The following is a 19,596-nucleotide window of genomic DNA, read 5'->3' as shown; positions in this document are numbered from 1 at the left end:
TTTATAGACAAAACACAATAACAATTTTTGAGCCGGCTTGAGTCGGCTTTTGTCATGAGACTGGGAATATGGCTTATGCCAAGCTACGCTATCATTACCAGGCAGGTTTAAACTATTATCATTGCTTCTAATGGGTGAGGAGGGAATCGAACCCGCAACCAATTGATTAAGAGTCAACTGCTCTACCGTTGAGCTACTCACCCGTTCATTAACTCATAATATCAGACTTTTGAATTTTGCGCTAGTGTTGCAGCTAAAAAACTGGCAACAACGGAAATTGCATGATAAAAGTGGTTTGACTGTTAGCAGTTGTAAGCAGCTAGTAACATAACTGATCTAGTTTTTCCCTCAGATTTCCCTCACCTCAAAATTAACTTGGGGGAAAAATGGGGGAAAGTTCAAACCCAGATACGGCAATCAATCTGGATAATCATTTAATTGGTTATGAACGCTTACTGGCTTTAATTAAAAGCATACAGAAGCAGACTCCTAAAGGGGTAGGTTTAAAAAGAGAAGTCAGGGCATCTGCTACATACGTAGGGCTTGCTGAATAAACATAAAACCGGGACAAATAAATGACTTGATGGGGATAGAAAGTGAAAAAGGTGCAAGAAAAAGAGTTAAAATGCAGCAATTCTCATTTTGAAAAAATAAGATAAAATTCTCTTAATTTAAGTAAAAAATTTGTATGAAATTATCATTTTTTAATAAATTAAACTTAGACCTGCATCTGATGTTACTTTACCACCCTGGAAATTCACTACTACTGGAGGGAGTTTTTCTTGTTTGCAAGTGAACTGTTTTGGTATACAATCTGTTCTGACTGGGGTCATATTTTATAATTACTGAAATGCTTGTTACATATACGTTTTCGCAGTTTTTGACCCCTTTTTTTCTTTTCTTTGTGAGAAATCCGGCTTACCTCCTCCCATCGCTGTGTCAGCAGCAGAAGTTGATCACCGTCTACCCTTTCAAAACTTCAAAACATTTACGTCAATTTACTTATGTCTCCTAACATTGACCTAGCAGGAATTACCTTACCTAAGGCTCTCAAATTAAAACTGGAATCTTTGGATAATATAGATTTAGTCTCGTCAAATTCAGAAGTTTATTTAGATTTAGATTTAGATCATGATTTGCAATTAAATTTAGACGAAATTTTTAACATTCATAGTAAAATCCCATACATGAATGTAGCCCTAGATAGAATTATTGTTGAAATATTTAGCCAACCTGAAATTAAAATATCCGCATCAAAATGTAAACTTTATAAAAATCATCATAAAATTGAAATTAGGTGTCGAGGATTCCTAAATAACAGAAAAATTGAATTGATTTTTGGACGAAAAACCACATTAAGATATCAATTAACTAGTGATTTTAGTTTCAGTAAACTCACAAATAAAATTCCTATTATCAACAATCTAAAATTAGCCAATTCAGAGTTAATTATCACTAACATTGCCCATGCTTTTGCACATTCAAAATCAGGTGATATTAATTTAAACAGAGGACTAAACTTTATCGGAGATATTGATTTAAGAAAGTTCCCTAAAAACTTTAGTAATTTTCTACATAAAAATTTAGGGATTACATACTTGGAATCTATGATTAGTTTCAATCCCACAGGACAAGTTAGCTTAACAGGTAATATTGCAAGTGATATGCAACTATTTTCCCGCCAACAATTTAAAGCTAATTTTAGTAACTTGCTCATGGAATTAAAAATTGATCCTGATTTAGAGCCAAACTTTGGATTAACTGGAAATTTAATTCTTCAAGGTTACGACCCTACCCAGGAAAAAGAACCTAAACTATTTCTCTCTGGTTCTCTCTCTCTCGAACCTGAATCTTTAACAGCATCTTTCTGTCAACAAAGTGAAAAATCCTGGCATAATCCCTATGGTTTGGTAGGAACTGAACTTCGCAATATCAGGTTTCAAGGAGGTGGAACATATTTACCTCCTTACTTTGATAATTTTGGCTTCATTGGTGATTTGAGATGGGAAAAAATAGATATTGAGGTAGCATTCCTCATAGATACTAATGATCCTGAGCGATTAGCTTTAGTTTTAACTCCTAATCAAGCCGTTAGTTTAATAGATTTGTGGCGCGGTCTAGTCAGTTCCTTTATTACCAAACAAGTAGGTTGCTCAATTGATTTAGTTAACAAAGCCCTAGGTTTATTAGAAAGTCTGGTAAATTTGACTATCGAATCAATTGATAGGGATAGAGACGGAAAAATTAACCCATTAATTAAGTATGTTCCCTTCCCGACGATGATTGCAGGCCAACCAATATCAGAAGGTTTAGAAATTAATGGCAAAGTCAATGCTTGGGGTCATGAAGCAATCTTATTCCTTGAAGGTGACAAAAGTTTAAATAATATTAGTGGTTCGTTAAAAGTTTTAGAAATAGATTTAGGATTTATCAAAATTAAGGGAACAGATGACGATAGCTTAGATTTAGCTTTAAACGTAACACCTAGCGAGCAGTATTTTCAAGGAGATGGCTATGTAGAGTTGTTTAATAATCAAATTGCAAATGTTGAATTTAAAATTACTTCTAGCAATGCTACCTTTAAAAACTTTGACTTGAGTTTAGCTAATTTATTGAGTATTGATGTTGATGACCTAACTATAGATATAAAATCTGGTTCTGGTAGTGGTTCAGGAAAGGTTTCAATTTTGGGTAATACTCTGGTAGGGATTACCTTTGATGTTAATCACAATAGTGTTAACCTGAAGAACGTTCAACTGAATTTAGCAAGTTTCTTAACTTTGACTATTCCTAATCTCACAGTTAATTTAAAGAATCAAAGCGCAACCGGAAAAACAAATATTATTGGTTTTAATCAATCTTTAGGTAAGGGTACGTTATCATTTAACCTTCAAGACGTTTTAATTAATGATGTAGCTCTTAATTTAGCCAATGTTCTCAAGCTAAATGTTCCTAAGTTTAAAGTAGATTTAATGAATAAAAAGATTTTTGGTTTAGGTGATATTACTCTCCTGGGTAAACAATTCACATTACTAGGAATTAGTCTGAATGAGAGTGGATTTCAAGCCACAAGTAATTTCAACTTTGGCATTTTAGCTTTCAACGGTGCTACAGTTAATCTAGGCAAGGGAACTCATGGTAATATCAATAATTCTGCTAGTATTTCCGGGAATCTCAAGTTTTTAGGTTATACTTTTGCTAATATTACTGCTAGTGTAAATAGCAGTAAATTAACTGCATCAGGTAGTTTTAATTTTGCTGGTGTTCTCATCCTTAAAGGGATAAATAATCAAAGAAATGCCAAAATAATGCTGAAAAAATCTAAAAATGGATTTTATAATTCTGTTAGTATTATAGGTAGATTTTATCTCTTAAACCAAGAGTTGACTTCAGTAAATGTGGATTTGAGAGACTTATTCAGCAAACCCTAACTAGGGCTTGCTGAATAAACATAGAACCGTGACAAATCAATGACTTGAGGGGGGATAGAAAATGAAAAGGTGCAAGAAAAAGAGTTAAAATGGGTAAAAACCCTTGCACAAAAGCGTAATAGAATGTATAGAAAAGCGCAAGAACAAGAAACAGCACCAGGAAAGTTTCAACTACCTTTCGAGGAGAAATTGGCATTAGATAATCCGTGGGTAATCATGACAAAAATGATACCTTTGTCTGAATTTGAATCAGAATATGCAGCAATTGTCAAGAAAGAGGAATTAGAATTAGTGGTCTACCATTAGGAAGACCGCCCAAAAATGTCAGTTCAGAAACAAAGAAACAAGCCGCTGATGATGAAGGAATTCGTAACTGTATTGAGGGCAAATTTGGGCAAGGTAAACGGAGATTTAGCTTGGGTAGAGTTATGGCTAAACTTCCTCATACCTCTCTGACTAGTACCGCAAGGTGGAAGTCAAAAGTCAAAAGTCAAAAGTCAAAAGTCAAAAGTAATATTGAGCAAGCTTTTTGACGATTAAGAATGGTTGGTTTATTTACGCCGTGCTGTACTAGTATTGCTATTACTTTTTTAGTTATGAATCTTTCTACCTTGCTATCAAGGTTTTTTCGGGGATTTTTATGGCAATTTTTGCAAATAACGTCTTTTTTCTCTAATTTGATTAGCAAAAGTTATATTTTGCAAAAATTTAAACAACAAAAACTTATATTTACTTTTGCCTAATTACTTAGTCATCTTTTTTCTTGCCTTTTCCCAATTTTTCAGCAAGCCCTAAATATCCCTGGCTTCTGCGATAATTAATGTGATAAATGAGAAGATTGTTAAAAGTTTTCGGGTATCTGAATTTCTCAAATCCTGGATATCCTGATTCTGACAAATAAAAATCACCAACTCCCCACCAAAAATAACATCCTGAAAATCCTCAAATCCTGGATATCCTGATTCTGACAATTAAATAAACCTACTTGTCTATCTCAGATTTTAACCATGTTTCCAAATCATTAATATCTGTAAAATCTAATAATGCTTCTCCTAACTTTTCCAGTTGTTCTATATTCAAACTGTTGATATTTTCGATGTAAATATCTTTCAATTTTCCAAATCTTTTTGATAACTGACGTATTAATAAAATCATCTCACCATTCTGCCTACCTTCTTCTCTACCTTCTTCTCTCCCTTCCTGCTTGGCTTCTTGATATACCCTTGTTTGCTTAATATCACTCACTAAAAACATTGCTTCTATCTCCTGACGGCTTAATTGTGAAAATTTGGACAATAAAACAGTCTCCAACAATTCTATAATACCTTGTTTTTCTCTGTCATTCTCAACTTCTGTCTTAGTTCTGTCCAAGAGAGCTTTAACTAATTTCGGTGCTTGTGCTTCCTTACTGACAATTAACTCAATTAACCCCATACCAATTGAACCTGGTGGTAATTCATCTAAATAAATTCGTTTAATTCTCCCACTATTAATCAATTCTTGTTGATAAGCAGTCAATTCTCCTACATCTAAACTCCGTTTCGCAAATAAAGCTACTCCTTGCCAATCTTGTACAGGTTTAAATTGATTAAGATAAATGTTGATTTCGGCGATTAATTCCCAGTAAAAATCCGGTTTTGGTTGAAATTGCACTTCTACAAAATAGATGGGTTTTTCTAGACTATCTGCCATAAAAATTCCATCAAATCGAAATGCTTTTTCTTTCACTTCCACAGAGGTAAATTTATAATCTGTGGCGTTTTCTGTAGGTTCTCCCAGAATTTCAAATAATAGGGTGTGAAAAGTGAGGAAGATTTGATAAAATATTGTGTCTGTGTGCATTATTCCTGATTTTGAAATTTCTTAATTACTTATTTATCTGCTGATTTTAACCATCTTTCCCAGTTCTCCATCTACTGTAATTGCATCTTCATTCTGAGATACAAATAACGTCTTGGTATTTTGGTTATGAGGACAAACTTTATTTTCCTATTTCCCTGCTTGGAGGGATTTATTTGGGAAATAATTATCTTGATAAATAAAAACCTTATATATATGGGCGCACACTTTCCCACCCATATCATAAGCATACCCGAAACTCGGAACACTGTCAACCCCCCTAGCTGAAATTACCAAAACTCGTTACATTATTGATAAAATTCTCAATAATAATGAGAATAAACCCCCAATAATTGAGAATGTTCTTTTTTGCCAAAATCCCATACAAGTAACTTATAGAAATATTCGGTAAGTGTAAAACTCAGTGGCTTCAAGATATAAGCGAATGGTAGTCAAAATTGGAGATTATAGATGATCCAAAGCTTTTGATTTAGCTAGAAACATAATGTTTTTTAGATAAAAGTCAAAGATCGCTCACAGTTGTGCAAGACTAGAAGAAAGAAATATGTTTAGAAAAACTAATTTAAACTAATAATTATGCTGGGTGCGATATCTGGTGATGAATTAACTCCGCTCCTGGGGCAAATCTATGGTAAAAATAAATATGCAATATAATAGTATAATTATCACCATAGCCACAGTTAATTTTGATAATATAGTCAGTTTCTATACTCAATTACTAGAACAAAAACCAAAGAAACTAATTCCCCATATCTATGCTGAATTTCAAATTTCTGGCTTAAAATTAGGGATTTTTAAACCCAAATCGGCAAACGAACCTGAATTTGTCACTTATGTCCAAAGTCCGCTAAGTTTGTGTTTAGAAGTGAATAATCTAGAAACCGCTATATCTCACCTGACATCTTTAGGCTGTACCCCACCCGGAGCGATTTCTACAGCTTCCCACGGTCAAGAAATTTATGCCTACGACCCCGACGGCAACAGATTAATTTTACACCAATCTCATCAAGAGGGAACAGGGAACAGGGAACAGGGAACAGGGAACAAGCAAATATTATTACCACTAACAACTGACAACTAACAACTGTACGGGCGAAGCATTTGGAGAACTATTTTTGGCAATGACCGATAATTTATCTTCCCAATGCTTCGCCCCTACTGACAACTAACAACTGTACGGGCGAAGCATTTGGAGAACTATTTTTGGCAATGACCGATAATTTATCTTCCCAATGCTTCGCCCCTACTAACAACTGACAACTGTACGGGCGAAGCATTTGGAGAACTATTTTTGGCAATGACCGATAATTTATTTTCCAAATGCTTCGCCCCTACTAACAACTAACAAACAATAAATGTCAATAACACAAAACTACAAATTAAATCTGATCCAATGGTATCCAGGCCACATTGCCAAAGCTGAAAAAAATCTCAAAGAACAGTTAAAACGGGTTGATGTGGTTTTAGAAGTCAGAGATGCTCGCATTCCCATAACCACAAATCACCCACAAATGAATGAATGGGTAGGGACGAAAACACGGATATTGGTACTGAACCGGGTAGATATGATTCTGCCACAAGTGCGATCGCGCTGGATAGAGTGGTTTAAAAATAGAGGCGAAGTTCCATATTTTACCAATGCTCAACATGGTCAAGGTATCACCGCCATTACCAAGGCTGCCCAAGCAGCGGGTATAGAACTTAACCAACGCCGCACAGATAGGGGAATGTTACCCCGTCCTGTTCGGGCTGTCGTGATTGGCTTTCCCAATGTCGGTAAATCAGCTTTAATTAACCGTTTAATTGGTAAGCGAGTTGTAGAAAGCGCAGCCCGTCCAGGTGTTACCCGGCAACTGCGGTGGGTAAGAATTTCTGATCAGCTACAATTACTAGATGCTCCTGGTGTTATTCCTGCCAGACTTGACAGCCAAGCCGCAGCCATCAAATTAGCTATTTGTGATGATATCGGTGAAGCAGCTTATGATAATCAACTGATAGCCGCAGCCTTCGTAGATATACTGAATGAACTTCAAGAAACGCATTCTAATTCATTACCACCACATCCATTACTTACACGATATGATCTCGATTCCATCATTTATACAGGAGAAGAATATTTACAAGTTTTAGCAGAGCATCGCTATAAAGGAGATGTAGAACGCGCAGCCAGACAAATGATCACTGATTTTCGGAAAGGATTTTTTGGAAATATATCTTTAGAATTACCGCCAATGTAACCGCTAATTTGTATTTATCTGGTAGTAAAAGTCAAAACTAAGTAGAACGGCTTGAATAATTCAAAGTTTGTAGTGAGGAAAGATAAATAATTATCCCCGCAAAACTATTGTTGATTATTTTCTCTCGAAGGCAATTTTCGTGTTAGCTTCTGTGATGAATGTGTGTAACACTGGAAAGCTACCTCAAACTATTTTTTAATGGGAGGTCAGGTAATGGCTATAGCTACCATTAATCCCACCACTGGGGAAACGCTCAAAACTTTTGAGCCACTAAATGATACAGAAATTGTTGCTAAGTTAGATTTGGCAGGAAAGGCTTTTGAAGGATATCGTCAGACGAGTTTTATAGAGCGATCGCACTGGTTAGAACAAGCAGCAACTATTTTAGACCAAGAAAAGGCAGACTTAGGGAAATTGATGACCCTGGAAATGGGTAAACCATTAAAAGCGGCGATCGCAGAAGTTGAAAAATGCGCCCTGGTTTGTCGTTATTATGCCGAAAATGCCCCTAGTTTTCTAGCTGATGTCACCATCAAAACCGATGCCAGTCATAGTTTTGTAAAATATCAACCTTTAGGGGTAATTCTCGCCGTCATGCCTTGGAATTTTCCATTTTGGCAAGTTTTCCGGTTTGCTGCACCAGCACTCATGGCAGGCAATGTGGGGCTACTCAAACACGCTTCCAATGTGCCACAGTGCGCCCTGGCGATCGAAGATATTATCCGCCGTGCAGGTTTTCCCCCAGGTGTATTTCAAACATTATTAATTGGTGCTTCTCAAGTTGCCAATCTCATGGCTGATGATCGCATCAAAGCCGCAACCTTGACAGGTAGTGAACCAGCCGGTATATCCCTCGCCGTTGCATCTGGGAAACAAATCAAAAAAACTGTTTTAGAATTGGGGGGCAGTGACCCATTTATTGTTTTAGAAAGTGCCGATTTAGAAACAGCAGTTAGCACCGCAGTAACAGCAAGAATGTTAAATAATGGACAATCTTGTATTGCTGCGAAACGTTTTATTATTGCTGAATCTGTGGCTGATCAATTTGAAAAATTGCTGTTAGAAAAATTTCAAGCCCTGAAAATTGGTAATCCAATGGCAGCAGATACAGATTTGGGACCATTGGCAACTCCTGATATTCTCAAAGAATTAGACCAACAAGTTAAAAATGCGGTCAAAAGTGGTGGTAAAGTCCTCACAGGTGGACACCCGTTAACAGAAATGTCGGGGAACTTTTATCCGCCCACAATTATCATAGATATTCCTGTAGATACACCAATTGCCCAAGAGGAATTTTTTGGCCCAGTGGCATTATTATTCCGAGTTCCTGATATCGAAGCAGCAATTACATTAGCTAATGATAGTCCCTTTGGTTTGGGTGCAAGTGCATGGACAACAAATACAGAAGAACAAAATCGCCTCATTCAAGAAATTGAAGCCGGGGCAGTATTTATTAACAGCATGGTTAAGTCTGATCCTCGTTTACCTTTTGGGGGAATTAAGCGTTCTGGTTATGGTAGAGAATTGAGTATTCAAGGTATTCATGAATTTGTGAATATCAAGACAGTTTGGGTGAAATGATTGTTTTTTTGAAACGCAGATGAACGCAGATGGACGCAGATAAAGGCAGATAATTGGTTTTTATTTATGCCTTGATTTGATGATTTTGATATTTTTTTATTTTGAGGAAATGATATGAATACCGCAGAATTATTAGTACAGTGTTTAGAAAATGAAGGAGTTCAATATGTTTTTGGACTTCCTGGTGAAGAGAATTTGCACGTTTTGGAAGCTTTAAAAACATCATCAATTCAATTTATTACTACCCGTCATGAACAGGGTGCAGCCTTCATGGCTGATGTTTATGGGAGGTTAACAGGAAAAGCCGGAGTCTGTCTTTCTACCCTTGGTCCTGGGGCAACTAATTTAATGACTGGGGTGGCAGATGCTAACTTAGATGGTGCGCCATTGGTGGCAATTACGGGGCAGGTGGGAACAGATAGAATGCACATTGAATCCCATCAATATTTAGATTTGGTGGCAATGTTTGCCCCAGTTACTAAGTGGAATAAACAGATTGTCAGGCCGAGTATTACACCCGAAGTTGTGAGAAAAGCCTTCAAGCGATCGCAAACAGAAAAACCCGGTGCTGTTCATATTGACTTACCAGAAAATATAGCCGCTATGCCCGTAGAAGGCAAACCTTTAAATAAGGATAATAGTGAAAAAACCTATGCTTCCTTTGCCAGTATTCGCGCCGCTGCTGGGGCAATTTCCCAAGCCGTTAATCCCATCATTTTAGTCGGAAATGGAGCAATTCGCGCCCATGCTAGTGATGCAGTTACGCAATTTGCCACCCAAATGAATATTCCTGTTGTGAATACTTTTATGGGTAAAGGAGTCATTCCCTATACCCATCCTTTAGCACTTTGGTCTGTGGGATTACAACAACGAGATTTCATTACCTGCGGCTTTGATAGTACAGATTTAGTCATAGCAATTGGTTATGATTTAATTGAATTTTCCCCCAAAAAATGGAATCCAGAAGGGACAATTCCTATTATCCATATTGCGGCCACTTCTTCGGAAATTGATAGTAGTTATATTCCCCAAGTAGAAATAGTTGGCGATATTTCTGATTCTCTTAATGAAATATTAAAATTAGCAGACAGACACAATAAACCCAATCCCTATTCTATTAGCTTACGTTCTAACATTCGCGCTGATTACGAAGAATATGCCAACGATGATGAATTTCCCATTAAACCGCAGAAACTAATTTATGACTTGCGGCAAGTTATGGGACCAGATGATATTGTAATTTCTGATGTTGGCGCCCATAAAATGTGGATTGCTAGACATTATCATTGTCATAGTCCCAATACTTGCATTATTTCCAATGGTTTTGCTGCCATGGGTATTGCGATTCCTGGTGCATTAGCCGCAAAATTAGTTTATCCAGATCGGAAAGTTGTCGCTGCCACTGGTGACGGTGGTTTTATGATGAATTGTCAAGAATTGGAAACTGCTTTGCGCGTCGGAACACCATTTGTTACCCTGATTTTTAATGACGGTGGCTATGGTTTAATTGAGTGGAAACAAGAAAACCAATTTGGGGCTGGTAACTCATCTTTTGTCCATTTTGGTAATCCTGATTTTGTCAAATTTGCCGAAAGTATGGGATTAAAAGGTTATCGAGTGGAATCTGTAGCAGACTTTGTTCCCCTACTTAAAGAAGCGCTCGCGCAAGATGTACCAGCGGTGATAGATTGTCGGGTAGATTATCGAGAAAATCGCCGTTTTACCAAAAAAGCCGGTGAGTTAAGCTGCGAAATTTAAATATTTGTAGGGGCGGGGAAACTCCGTCCCCTGCTGACAATTTTTTTTGTATTAACTTTCAGCAACAAACATCACAGATTTCTCAACTTGAAAGTGTTATTCATAAATAAATCGTCTTAACTGTGATTTTTGTGATATACATCATAATCATCATAGAAATCAAATAAATCATAGTTTATATTTTTTTGTGATCAAGATGATTTTTTATGATTACCTATAATTTTAATCACAATAATCATTGAAATCAAATAAATCATAGTTTAGACAACTTAATAATATTGGGGATGAATTTTGAAAAGATGCTATTTTCTCAACATTCATGCAAATTTGTCAAAATCCCAATTGTTCCAACCCCTTCAACCCGAAAACCTCTAAATCTTGTCTGAGTTGTCAAGAAAGTAATTTTGGGGAAATGCTGCGAAACCGTTACCGGGTTTTGAGGTTATTAGGTGAAGGTGGATTTAGCAGAACCTACGCTGCTGAAGATGTAGATAGACTGAATGCACCCTGTGTAATTAAGCAATTTTTCCCCCAAGTTCAGGGAACTGGACAACGTGCCAAAGCAGCGGAATTTTTCAGAGAAGAAGCTTTTAGACTCTACGATTTGGGAGAAAACCATGCCCAAATTCCCCGACTTTTAGCTTACTTTGAACAAGGTTCTAGTTTGTATTTAGTCCAGGAATTTATTATTGGGAAAACTCTTCTCGAAGAACTGCAAAATCAAGCTTATGATGAAACCCAAGTTCGGCAACTTTTGGCTGACTTATTACCAGTTATAGATTTTGTTCACAAACATAATGTAATTCACCGCGATATCAAACCAGAAAACATTGTGCGTCGAGATAGTGATAGAAAACCCGTATTAATTGATTTTGGAGGTGCGAAACAAGTTACTCAAACCAGTATAGCTAGACAAGCAACAGCTATTTATACCCTTGGTTATGCCCCAACTGAACAAATGGCTGGGTTTGCTTGTCAAGCAAGTGATTTATATGCCTTGGGTGTCACTTGTGTACGCTTATTAACTCAAGATTTACCATTACAAAATGATTATGGACAACTTCAAGATCATCTTTATGATGCCATGAATGCTAAATGGTTATGGGCAGAACGTTTACGAATCAAAGGAATTACTATTAGTAATGAATTAAAGCAAATCCTAGATAAGTTACTCCAACATTTTGCACATGATAGATATCAATCAGCAATGGATGTTTTGGATGATTTGAACTTTCCTAAATCTCCCGTAGTCATTAAATTTTCTTCCTTTCCTAAACCACCATTAATCCTTCCACCTTCCCCAAAAATTACTGTTCCCTTACCTTCCTTGTCTAACTTTGATTTTTATGTAATTACCGTAGATACTTCGGGGAGAGAAGTTAACCGTGATAGACGAAATACTAAATATTTTAAAGAAGAATTAGGCAGAAATACAACTTTAGAAATGGTATCAATTCCCAATGGGAATTTTATCATGGGTTCTCTAAGTTGTGAAGGTGATGATGATGAACGTCCTCAACATCAAGTCATAGTTCCAGCGTTTTTCATGGGAAAATATCCTATTACCCAATTACAGTGGAGAACCATAGCAGCTTTACCTCCAGTTCAACAAGAATTGCCCCCTAACCCCTCAAAGTTTAAAGGTGCAAATTTGCCTGTCGAAAATGTTTCTTGGTATGAATCTGTGGAATTTTGTGCCAGATTGGCAATTAAAACTGGGAGAGAATATCGTTTACCTAGTGAAGCCGAATGGGAGTATGCTTGTCGCGCAGGAACTACCACATCTTTCCATTTTGGAGAAACTATTACTTCTGATTTAATTAACTGTAGCGGTAGCGATACTTATTCTGTAGAACCAAAAAGTAGATTTCGGAAAGAAACAACTAATGTTGGTTATTTTGAAGTTGCTAATGCTTTTGGTTTATATGATATGCACGGATTAGTCTGGGAATGGTGTGCAGATTCTTGGCATAATAACTATCATGGCGCACCTACAAATGGTAATGTCTGGGAAGATGGAGGTGATAAACATCGTCGGGTTTTAAGGGGTGGTGCATGGAATTTTGGGGCAGAACTTTGTCGCAGCGCTAGTAGAAGTTGGAATGAAGCAGACGGTGGTTTAAGAATGTGTGGGTTTCGGGTAGTATTTTCTGTTTAAATTGAATTAGTAGTGAGGACTTTAGTCCTCAAAGTTAACAACAACTAATCTAAATTAAATTCCACAAATTCCGGTAATCCTGGATAGATCATATTCCGATCTATGGCTGAGAAAATTTTATTATTAGTATGATCAGAATTTAAACAGCGACAAACTAATTGGGCAACATCTGCACGATGAATAGTACCCACAATCTGAGGATTTTCGGTGATAATTCCGTTATTGGTTGCTGGTTCTGATTTTAAACCACCAGGACGGATAATTGTATAGTTAAGTCCGCTGGAAATTAAATATTGTTCTGCTTTTTCTTTTTCAATTAAAACTGGTTTGAGTGCTTCTAAAGCTTGGGGAGGTAAAGCCACCACACTATCACCACTACCAATGGAAGTTACGAGAATAAACTTTTTAACTCCTGCTTTGACTGCGGCATCAATGAGGTTTTTATTACCGATATAATCAGGTTTGATATTATCTGTAGGTAAACCACCTAATGTACTGATAACGGCTTGAATAGGTTCATTTCCTAAAATTGCCTGTTCAATATCAGTTACATTTAACGCATCTCCTAGAATTGGATAAACACCCATTGCTTTTGCTACCACAGCAGCGGCTTCTGTTCTCAACAGGGCTTTAACTTGAATTTGTTGTGCTATCAAATATTTAGCGATTTCTTGCCCAACACCGCGACTAGCACCAGCTAGAAAAATGGAAGATGAGATTAACATAATTAGTCTATAAAAAAGATGCTATACTTACATTTAGCACAAAACTGTCATTTTAGAATGGAACTATTTCAAAGGCAAAAGTACCAATTAAACGTTCATCAATATAGACTTCTATTTGATGTTTACCCAAAGGATCTCCAGCAGCAATAGTCCAAAAATTTTCAATTACACCATTCACAGGTGTTACTGTGCGCGTGGAAGTTGCTGTTTTTCCATCTTTCGATATGGAGAAATTTTTATTATTTTCTGTTGTCCAAGTTTCGGGGGCTTGTGGTAAAGTTAAAACTTCGCGCCATTTGACTTTACCTTGATAATTATCAATTGTAATTCTCCAACCATAAGCATCACCTTCTTTTAAGGGAACTGTAGTTGTTGGAAAAAAATTAACTTTCCCTTCTGGGTTGACTATCTTTACGCCAAATTCACTCTTATTAACAACTAGTTGCTGATTAATAATTGGTTGATCATAATTTGTTGTACTTGCTGCCAAAGCCATACTAGACTTATGGAAAGCCGGAGTTATCATTGGCAATATCAAAGAAGCTGAAACTAATAAAAACTGGAAATTTATAATTTTCATCAACTTTATTTTCTAGTAAGTAAGTAGGATATAAAATATATATATCCTACTAGAAAAAAGTATTTTTGGCAATAGTTAATCTTCATCAAGTGCAGGTAAAAATTCTTCAAATTGCCACAATTGATCTTTATTTTCTAGAAACCAAATCCGAGTTTCTGTAGTTAATTTACCCCAGATCACATCAACGGGAATATGGGGAGAAGCATATTGAAACTCTTCACCAAGAATTCTGAGATTATCCTCTATATTCCGAGGAATACCAAAATCCTCCCAATCAATTTTGACATTTCTGCCGATAACGCCCGCAGTCGGATCAAAAACTAATTGTGCGGCTCTAATTAAGTCAGCAAAGTGTTGTGCTTTTAATCCAATTACTTCTTGGATTTGAGGTGATTTTTGAGGATCTTGAGACATTTTCGCTGGAGTTATGTAGATGTATAATTTGGAAAAATTACTGCCAGAGATGATCCCAGTATCTCTACTTTAACTCAAAAAATCCACAAGAAATCAATATTTTCAAGATTAATTATGCAGTTTCTACAAAAACTGTAACTGCGGCTACAGCTATCAACATTTCATCATTTTTATCGTTGAGAGAAGCAATTGCTAAACCATTAACTACCATTCCCCCTGCTTCTAAGATGAGGGTTTTTTGACCAAAGGGAAGAACAGCTAATACTTCTGTTTCCCGTACTTGTTCGGGGTAAGGAACGGCAATTTTGACTTCTATAATCATTTCATTGGGATCTTTTAAGCCCGCTACTTCCATAATACCAAGCAACGCATTGTGAGCGATCGCATTCCTAATTGCTCTTGCTGCTGCTACCGTCGGTTCTTGTCCATGCTGGTCTACACCCATTCCCATTTCGATAATAAACCGTTTTAGTGGCATAGTTAAATTCCAGTAATTGTGTATCTATTAATGTAACGTTGTATGGGGTGGTTATGTAATTTTTCTTAATTTAAGGTCAAATACTAAAACTGTCATCAATAATTCTCGGTTTTCATCATCACGTTGAGTAACTTAAATCTAAATTCATGTTCCACCTGAGAACCTAGTGTAATTCTATAATTTGGATGTTATTTAACAGCTTATTAGCTTATGTAATTGTCAAGAAATTTTTACTCTTCTCCAAATATAATTATGGCAAATCTGACATCTTTATACAGGAATACTGCGCTATTTACTATTTAGCCGTGTTTGATTAACTACTATTTACTATGATTCATTTTTAACTAGTGTCAGTTCAGAAAGTGTCACTCTCTACACTAGCAATTTAATTTTAAAAGAGATATCCTTAGTGAATGCAAGGAGTGATACCACTTCAGCTTATATTTGTTACAATTTTCCTAGCACTACTTATACTTTTTGTTATTTAAGTTGCGGGTTTCAAATGTTACAAAAATAATGAATTGGTAGAAAGTTATACGGGGAAACGCTTGAGTTACAAAACTCAGGCGTTTTTTATGTGTAAAATAGTTATATTCCCATAAATAGTATTAATTTATCAGTGTTTAATAATACTATTTATGTTTATATGGGCAAAAATTTTTGTGGTGATAAAATGCCAATAAACAACTTAGGAACTATTCTGGAGATAGAGGTTTTGTTGCTCAAGTAGGTTAGATATGGAAACTGAGGAACTAAAACGGCGTTATCTTGCAGGAGAAAGATATTTTGTTTCTGCTAAATTAATCAGGGCTAAATTAATTAATGCCTATTTACCCGGAATTAATTTATGGGGAGCAGATTTAAGTGAAGCTAACTTAGCTAAAGCTAAACTCTGGGGTGCAGATTTGAGTGGAACGAATTTAGCAAAGGCAAATTTGACTAAAGCAAATTTATCTGGTGTCAATCTCACTGAAGCAAATCTTCGGGGTGCTAGGCTGCATTATACTAAGTTATATGGAGCGAATTTACATCGTGCATATTATGATGAAAGCACCAAATTTCCAAGAAATTTTGATCCTCTGAGTCACAATATGCACAAGTTGTAATTACAGCAGGAGTCAGGAGTCAGGAGTCAGGAGTCAGGAGTAAAACTGTCTTTGTGTATAGGTTTCAATTTAGATTCTGTACCCCATTAATCTGCAATTTGCTGTCTCTACATTCATTTTCGGAGAGGTCTAATTCTATCCCAAGACAGGCTTAATTGCGTAACTGAATTTAGTTCTGCATTTTCTAATTCTGCTGTAGGTACAGAGATTTTAAATAATTCTGCGGCTTGATAAATTCCTCCTGGACGATTCATAAGTTGTTTCTATATCATCACGTACACGCAATAAACCTAAAGCTTGTTCATAGAATTTGAGAATTTCTTTACTATCATCTTGGACAACTATACCTACATGAGTAAACTGACTAGTTTTTAAAGGTGAATGATCATTAATCTGTCCATAATTAGTCACATCATAACCAAAACGTTGAAATAAAACTTGCCGACTAAATGGTTGAAGTAATAGCATTTCTCGTACCCCCACCAACGGTTCTACGAAAGGACGAATTTTTTGATCTTTGTTATAAATTACTTCCCAGTGAGTTTGAGTGTAAAGAATGTTTTCACCAATTGATTTTGCTGCTTCCGCATGATTTAAAATCCCTAATATATCCGCAGTTAAGCTAGTAGCCCAACGATTACCTTTTGTTTTCATGGAACTCACACCTAACCCTGTAGATGTAGGATTTTGCCAAATCATTAACCGAATTAATCCATGATCTGCATTTTGATGATAAAGTCGAATAGTCTGTAAAGGTGAATTTACCCGATATAGTTGATAAGCTGTAGTTGCGGTTAATTCTCCTATTTCTCCAATCCGATAACCAAATTGTTGCCAATATTGAATTGCAGAAATAGCATCTGTGACACCAATACAGACTTCATATATGCTGCTAATTGTTGTATTATTGTTTGAATTCATAATTTATTTAGGGGGAAAATTTTATGGTTAAACGGAATAATTCAGTTAAGTCCATGTCCGCAAACGGGGAAAGTTATGAAGCTAAGATAGCAGAAATTGAAACTATTATCACTCGCATTGAAGGAGGTGAATTACAATTAGCGGATATATTTGCAGAATTTGCCACTGCGGTTAAGTATTTACAAGAATGTGATAGTTTTCTACAGCAGCAACAGCAGCAGGTAGATTTGTTAATTGAAACTTTGCAAGATGACCAGAAGTAAATAAACGGAAGACAACCAAAATATGCGAAAATATGCAAATCTTCCTGAATGCGTTATCTTAGTTGAGTTTTGTAAAATTGTCAAAACCAAATAAGTAATAAATACTTTTTAAATACAGCCAAACATACCATTCATTATTACCGTAATTGTGGTAATTGCCAAAATTAGTTAATTCAGGTATCAGAAACAAACATCATTTTGGATATGTTGAAACTTTACCTGATTAACCAAATTAAAAAAAATTAACTTGTGAGACTATTTGCTAATTAATAACTACGGCTTACAAATCTTTCTGAGGAATCGGTTCATGAAACTCGATCATTAATTGCATGGTTTCTACGGCTAAATCACGTAAATCTTGATTGAGATATACAGCACCTTGAGAACCAAACCAACGGTCAAAAATCGCCACATATTTGGGGTTATTGTTCACAAATCCTTGCATAAATTTGACGAGGGAATAATTCACTGAATTGAGGAATTTCGAGTTATTCTCAGGAACCATACAAGCAATTCCTTCTCGTGAATAGGGACGAGGGGGGACTATGGCAAAACTATCTGGATTTTTTGCTGTTTGTAACCATCCTTCTAAAAGAATGCTATCGGATGCAAAAGCGTCAATTTTACCCTGTTCCAAAGCTGCAAATGCTTCCGATCTAGTCTTAAAATATACAAGTTTGGATTGGGGTTGTATTTGCTTGATTGCTTGTTCATTGGTAGTTCCAGCTAACACACCCACACGCTTATTAATCAGGGATTCCGGTGAACCTAAATTGGTTTCCTTTTTAATTAAAATTTGCGTCCCTGTGACACCATAACTAATAGAAAAATCAACTTTTTTATCTCGTTCCCAAGTAAAACTACTGGCATCACAGACAATATCAACTTGTCGGTTAATAATTTTGGGAATCCTTGCTGCTGGGGTAACTGCAACTAATTTAAGTGTAATTTTTTTGCCTAATTCTTTCTCTAATTGCTGTTGGATTAAAGTTAGCATATCCACAGAATAACCAGTCAATTTTCCTTGACTGTCGGAGTAGGCAAATGGTAAAGCATCTTTGCTTGTACCAGCAGTTAATACTCCTGTTCGGGCTACTTTTTCCATCACTGTCTCTGCACCGGCAACACCGGGTATTAATCCTGATAATATCAAACCGAAGATCACAGGGGCAATATTTTTATATATCTTCGACATAGTGAAAGCAGGTAAATGGGAAAGATTTATTTTGGTACTTACAAACATATTAATCTTGGGGAATCCATAGAATCAAAATGATTAAATTATCTCTATTAAAGATCAAGTTAGCAGTTCTAGAAATGATTCTTCACATTAGACCCTGCACAGAATTATGAAACCAATTAATTTATCCGTATTCATCTACGTTCATTTGCGTTTATCTGCGGTCAATTATTATTGAAATCTGATTCTATACAACTTCATTTTAATTTGGTATTGCACAATTATTGATAGTTATATGTCAGGATTTAATTGGAATTGATCGCTTGCAAAGTCATCATCCTTACTCTATGATATTTGAAAATAATGGTTTATAAACGTGGAAATTAGCTATTTTAGGTAAATTTATGACAGAAATTAAATTTTCTATTGAAGGTGAAGATGCCATTACAGCCGCAGAGGAACTTTTGGCAATTGAAGGTATAACTGGTAACTATACCGTAAATTCAGAAGATGTGAAAAAAGAGGCAGTAATTACCACTGTTGCCACTATAGTCGGTTTGGTGGGTGGAACTATGGCCATAGCTGAACAAATCCGCAAATGGTATCAAGAGTATAAACAAAAACAATCTGGTAAAAAAATTGACAAAGTTCTGATTGTTGGCCGCAACGGTAGACGATTGTTGTTAGAAAATGCTACAATTGAACAAATTCGCCAAATTTTAGAATCATAACGTGCAGATTCTTCACCTTGACCTAAAAGCCGTTGACGGTAATTATGTACAGGGGAAACGCATCTAAATTATCTTGACAGAATACTATATTAGTGCATCAATATGGGAAAATATCTAACTTCATTCAAAATCTGATAAATTCCTTTATTAAAATTATAAAAATTTCATAAATT

General features: G+C 36.0%; 19 protein-coding genes, 1 tRNA gene and 3 pseudogenes. 12 read left to right on the top strand and 11 right to left on the bottom strand.

Features of this window, described 5'->3' with window-relative positions:
• Positions 1-131: 131 nt before the first annotated feature.
• Positions 132-203, bottom strand: a tRNA-Lys gene (locus FJR09_RS08505).
• A 183-nt stretch (positions 204-386) separates the two neighbouring features.
• Here FJR09_RS08505 and FJR09_RS08500 point away from each other — a divergent pair.
• The 4 genes and pseudogenes from FJR09_RS08500 to FJR09_RS08485 form a co-directional block, all read left to right on the top strand.
• A complete protein-coding gene (locus FJR09_RS08500; RefSeq protein WP_158310538.1) occupies positions 387-554 on the top strand; it encodes a hypothetical protein in 168 nt (55 codons plus the stop codon).
• A 450-nt stretch (positions 555-1,004) separates the two neighbouring features.
• A complete protein-coding gene (locus FJR09_RS08495) occupies positions 1,005-3,431 on the top strand; it encodes a hypothetical protein (RefSeq protein WP_015080814.1) in 2,427 nt (808 codons plus the stop codon).
• A 69-nt stretch (positions 3,432-3,500) separates the two neighbouring features.
• The gene (locus FJR09_RS08490; protein WP_083881473.1) at positions 3,501-3,737 is read left to right on the top strand and encodes a hypothetical protein; all 237 of its coding nucleotides are present in this window, start codon (positions 3,501-3,503) and stop codon (positions 3,735-3,737) included.
• Positions 3,698-3,898 (top strand): annotated as a pseudogene (locus FJR09_RS08485) (transposase); the annotation flags it as partial. The gene FJR09_RS08490 and the pseudogene FJR09_RS08485, both read left to right, overlap by 40 nt.
• A gap of 324 nt (positions 3,899-4,222) precedes the next feature.
• Here the strand turns inward: FJR09_RS08485 and FJR09_RS24620 are convergent.
• Both FJR09_RS24620 and FJR09_RS08480 read right to left on the bottom strand, forming a co-directional pair.
• A complete protein-coding gene (locus tag FJR09_RS24620; RefSeq protein ID WP_041458080.1) occupies positions 4,223-4,402 on the bottom strand; it encodes a hypothetical protein in 180 nt (59 codons plus the stop codon).
• Between the two features lie 10 nt (positions 4,403-4,412).
• Positions 4,413-5,273, bottom strand: coding sequence for an Rpn family recombination-promoting nuclease/putative transposase (locus FJR09_RS08480; RefSeq protein ID WP_015080813.1), 861 nt, complete (start codon positions 5,271-5,273; stop codon positions 4,413-4,415).
• A 661-nt stretch (positions 5,274-5,934) separates the two neighbouring features.
• Here FJR09_RS08480 and FJR09_RS08475 point away from each other — a divergent pair.
• Positions 5,935-6,372, top strand: coding sequence for a VOC family protein (locus FJR09_RS08475; RefSeq protein WP_051155190.1), 438 nt, complete (start codon positions 5,935-5,937; stop codon positions 6,370-6,372).
• A 52-nt stretch (positions 6,373-6,424) separates the two neighbouring features.
• Here FJR09_RS08475 and FJR09_RS25105 read toward each other — a convergent pair whose 3' ends face one another.
• Positions 6,425-6,568, bottom strand: coding sequence for a hypothetical protein (locus tag FJR09_RS25105; RefSeq protein WP_254433065.1), 144 nt, complete (start codon positions 6,566-6,568; stop codon positions 6,425-6,427).
• Positions 6,569-6,646: 78 nt separating this feature from the next.
• Between FJR09_RS25105 and ylqF the strand changes: the two genes are divergently transcribed.
• The 4 genes from ylqF (at position 6,647) to FJR09_RS08450 (ending at position 13,025) form a co-directional block, all read left to right on the top strand.
• Complete coding sequence (ylqF, locus tag FJR09_RS08465) at positions 6,647-7,528, top strand: ribosome biogenesis GTPase YlqF (protein ID WP_015080811.1); 882 nt, start codon at positions 6,647-6,649, stop codon at positions 7,526-7,528.
• A 213-nt stretch (positions 7,529-7,741) separates the two neighbouring features.
• A complete protein-coding gene (locus FJR09_RS08460; protein ID WP_168653805.1) occupies positions 7,742-9,109 on the top strand; it encodes an NAD-dependent succinate-semialdehyde dehydrogenase in 1,368 nt (455 codons plus the stop codon).
• Between the two features lie 114 nt (positions 9,110-9,223).
• Positions 9,224-10,867, top strand: coding sequence for an acetolactate synthase large subunit (locus tag FJR09_RS08455; protein ID WP_148760599.1), 1,644 nt, complete (start codon positions 9,224-9,226; stop codon positions 10,865-10,867).
• A 319-nt stretch (positions 10,868-11,186) separates the two neighbouring features.
• Entirely contained in the window at positions 11,187-13,025 is a 1,839-nt protein-coding gene (locus FJR09_RS08450) for a bifunctional serine/threonine-protein kinase/formylglycine-generating enzyme family protein (protein ID WP_168654062.1), read from the top strand.
• A gap of 44 nt (positions 13,026-13,069) precedes the next feature.
• Here FJR09_RS08450 and FJR09_RS08445 read toward each other — a convergent pair whose 3' ends face one another.
• The 4 genes from FJR09_RS08445 to FJR09_RS08430 form a co-directional block, all read right to left on the bottom strand.
• On the bottom strand, positions 13,070-13,750 hold the full coding sequence (locus FJR09_RS08445; RefSeq protein ID WP_015080807.1) for an SDR family oxidoreductase: 681 nt from the start codon (positions 13,748-13,750) through the stop codon (positions 13,070-13,072).
• Between the two features lie 52 nt (positions 13,751-13,802).
• Positions 13,803-14,330, bottom strand: coding sequence for a hypothetical protein (locus FJR09_RS08440; protein ID WP_168653807.1), 528 nt, complete (start codon positions 14,328-14,330; stop codon positions 13,803-13,805).
• Positions 14,331-14,405: 75 nt separating this feature from the next.
• Complete coding sequence (locus FJR09_RS08435; RefSeq protein WP_168632185.1) at positions 14,406-14,744, bottom strand: hypothetical protein; 339 nt, start codon at positions 14,742-14,744, stop codon at positions 14,406-14,408.
• A gap of 112 nt (positions 14,745-14,856) precedes the next feature.
• Positions 14,857-15,222: a Lin0512 family protein gene (locus FJR09_RS08430; protein ID WP_168653808.1), complete on the bottom strand. Its 366-nt coding sequence runs from the start codon at positions 15,220-15,222 to the stop codon at positions 14,857-14,859.
• Positions 15,223-15,959: 737 nt separating this feature from the next.
• Between FJR09_RS08430 and FJR09_RS08425 the strand changes: the two genes are divergently transcribed.
• Positions 15,960-16,328, top strand: a complete 369-nt coding sequence (locus tag FJR09_RS08425) for a pentapeptide repeat-containing protein (RefSeq protein ID WP_015080803.1) — start codon at positions 15,960-15,962, stop codon at positions 16,326-16,328.
• A gap of 131 nt (positions 16,329-16,459) precedes the next feature.
• On the opposite strand, the pseudogene FJR09_RS08420 reads toward FJR09_RS08425, so the two are convergent.
• Positions 16,460-16,573: pseudogene (locus tag FJR09_RS08420) on the bottom strand (DUF1838 family protein); the annotation flags it as partial.
• A pseudogene (locus FJR09_RS08415) lies at positions 16,572-17,249 on the bottom strand (VOC family protein); the annotation flags it as partial. The pseudogenes FJR09_RS08415 and FJR09_RS08420, both read right to left, overlap by 2 nt.
• 23 nt (positions 17,250-17,272) lie before the next feature.
• On the opposite strand from FJR09_RS08415, the gene xseB reads away from it, so the two are divergent.
• Positions 17,273-17,512 (top strand): exodeoxyribonuclease VII small subunit, encoded by a 240-nt coding sequence (gene xseB / locus FJR09_RS08410; RefSeq protein ID WP_015080802.1) that lies wholly within the window; start codon positions 17,273-17,275, stop codon positions 17,510-17,512.
• Positions 17,513-17,792: 280 nt separating this feature from the next.
• Here xseB and FJR09_RS08405 read toward each other — a convergent pair whose 3' ends face one another.
• The gene (locus FJR09_RS08405) at positions 17,793-18,707 is read right to left on the bottom strand and encodes an amino acid ABC transporter substrate-binding protein (protein WP_254433064.1); all 915 of its coding nucleotides are present in this window, start codon (positions 18,705-18,707) and stop codon (positions 17,793-17,795) included.
• A 389-nt stretch (positions 18,708-19,096) separates the two neighbouring features.
• Between FJR09_RS08405 and FJR09_RS08400 the strand changes: the two genes are divergently transcribed.
• The gene (locus FJR09_RS08400; protein WP_174782928.1) at positions 19,097-19,423 is read left to right on the top strand and encodes a hypothetical protein; all 327 of its coding nucleotides are present in this window, start codon (positions 19,097-19,099) and stop codon (positions 19,421-19,423) included.
• Positions 19,424-19,596: the final 173 nt, after the last annotated feature.

It is taken from the genome of Dolichospermum sp. UHCC 0406, from assembly GCF_009712025.1.
In the GTDB taxonomy this organism is placed as follows: domain Bacteria; phylum Cyanobacteriota; class Cyanobacteriia; order Cyanobacteriales; family Nostocaceae; genus Dolichospermum; species Dolichospermum lemmermannii.
This window is presented reverse-complemented; position numbering and strand designations above follow the sequence as displayed.

Excerpts from the sequence above, each read along its gene's own strand:
- FJR09_RS08500 (WP_158310538.1), top strand. The coding sequence starts at position 387 with ATGGGGGAAAGTTCAAACCCAGATACGGCAATCAATCTGGATAATCAT.
- FJR09_RS08495 (WP_015080814.1), top strand. The coding sequence starts at position 1,005 with ATGTCTCCTAACATTGACCTAGCAGGAATTACCTTACCTAAGGCTCTC.
- FJR09_RS08480 (WP_015080813.1), bottom strand. The coding sequence starts at position 5,273 with ATGCACACAGACACAATATTTTATCAAATCTTCCTCACTTTTCACACC.
- FJR09_RS08475 (WP_051155190.1), top strand. The coding sequence starts at position 5,935 with ATGCAATATAATAGTATAATTATCACCATAGCCACAGTTAATTTTGAT.
- FJR09_RS25105 (WP_254433065.1), bottom strand. The coding sequence starts at position 6,568 with ATGCTTCGCCCGTACAGTTGTCAGTTGTTAGTAGGGGCGAAGCATTGG.
- ylqF (WP_015080811.1), top strand. The coding sequence starts at position 6,647 with ATGTCAATAACACAAAACTACAAATTAAATCTGATCCAATGGTATCCA.
- FJR09_RS08460 (WP_168653805.1), top strand. The coding sequence starts at position 7,742 with ATGGCTATAGCTACCATTAATCCCACCACTGGGGAAACGCTCAAAACT.
- FJR09_RS08455 (WP_148760599.1), top strand. The coding sequence starts at position 9,224 with ATGAATACCGCAGAATTATTAGTACAGTGTTTAGAAAATGAAGGAGTT.
- FJR09_RS08450 (WP_168654062.1), top strand. The coding sequence starts at position 11,187 with ATGCAAATTTGTCAAAATCCCAATTGTTCCAACCCCTTCAACCCGAAA.
- FJR09_RS08445 (WP_015080807.1), bottom strand. The coding sequence starts at position 13,750 with ATGTTAATCTCATCTTCCATTTTTCTAGCTGGTGCTAGTCGCGGTGTT.
- FJR09_RS08440 (WP_168653807.1), bottom strand. The coding sequence starts at position 14,330 with ATGAAAATTATAAATTTCCAGTTTTTATTAGTTTCAGCTTCTTTGATA.
- FJR09_RS08435 (WP_168632185.1), bottom strand. The coding sequence starts at position 14,744 with ATGTCTCAAGATCCTCAAAAATCACCTCAAATCCAAGAAGTAATTGGA.
- FJR09_RS08430 (WP_168653808.1), bottom strand. The coding sequence starts at position 15,222 with ATGCCACTAAAACGGTTTATTATCGAAATGGGAATGGGTGTAGACCAG.
- FJR09_RS08425 (WP_015080803.1), top strand. The coding sequence starts at position 15,960 with ATGGAAACTGAGGAACTAAAACGGCGTTATCTTGCAGGAGAAAGATAT.
- xseB (WP_015080802.1), top strand. The coding sequence starts at position 17,273 with ATGGTTAAACGGAATAATTCAGTTAAGTCCATGTCCGCAAACGGGGAA.
- FJR09_RS08405 (WP_254433064.1), bottom strand. The coding sequence starts at position 18,707 with ATGTCGAAGATATATAAAAATATTGCCCCTGTGATCTTCGGTTTGATA.
- FJR09_RS08400 (WP_174782928.1), top strand. The coding sequence starts at position 19,097 with ATGACAGAAATTAAATTTTCTATTGAAGGTGAAGATGCCATTACAGCC.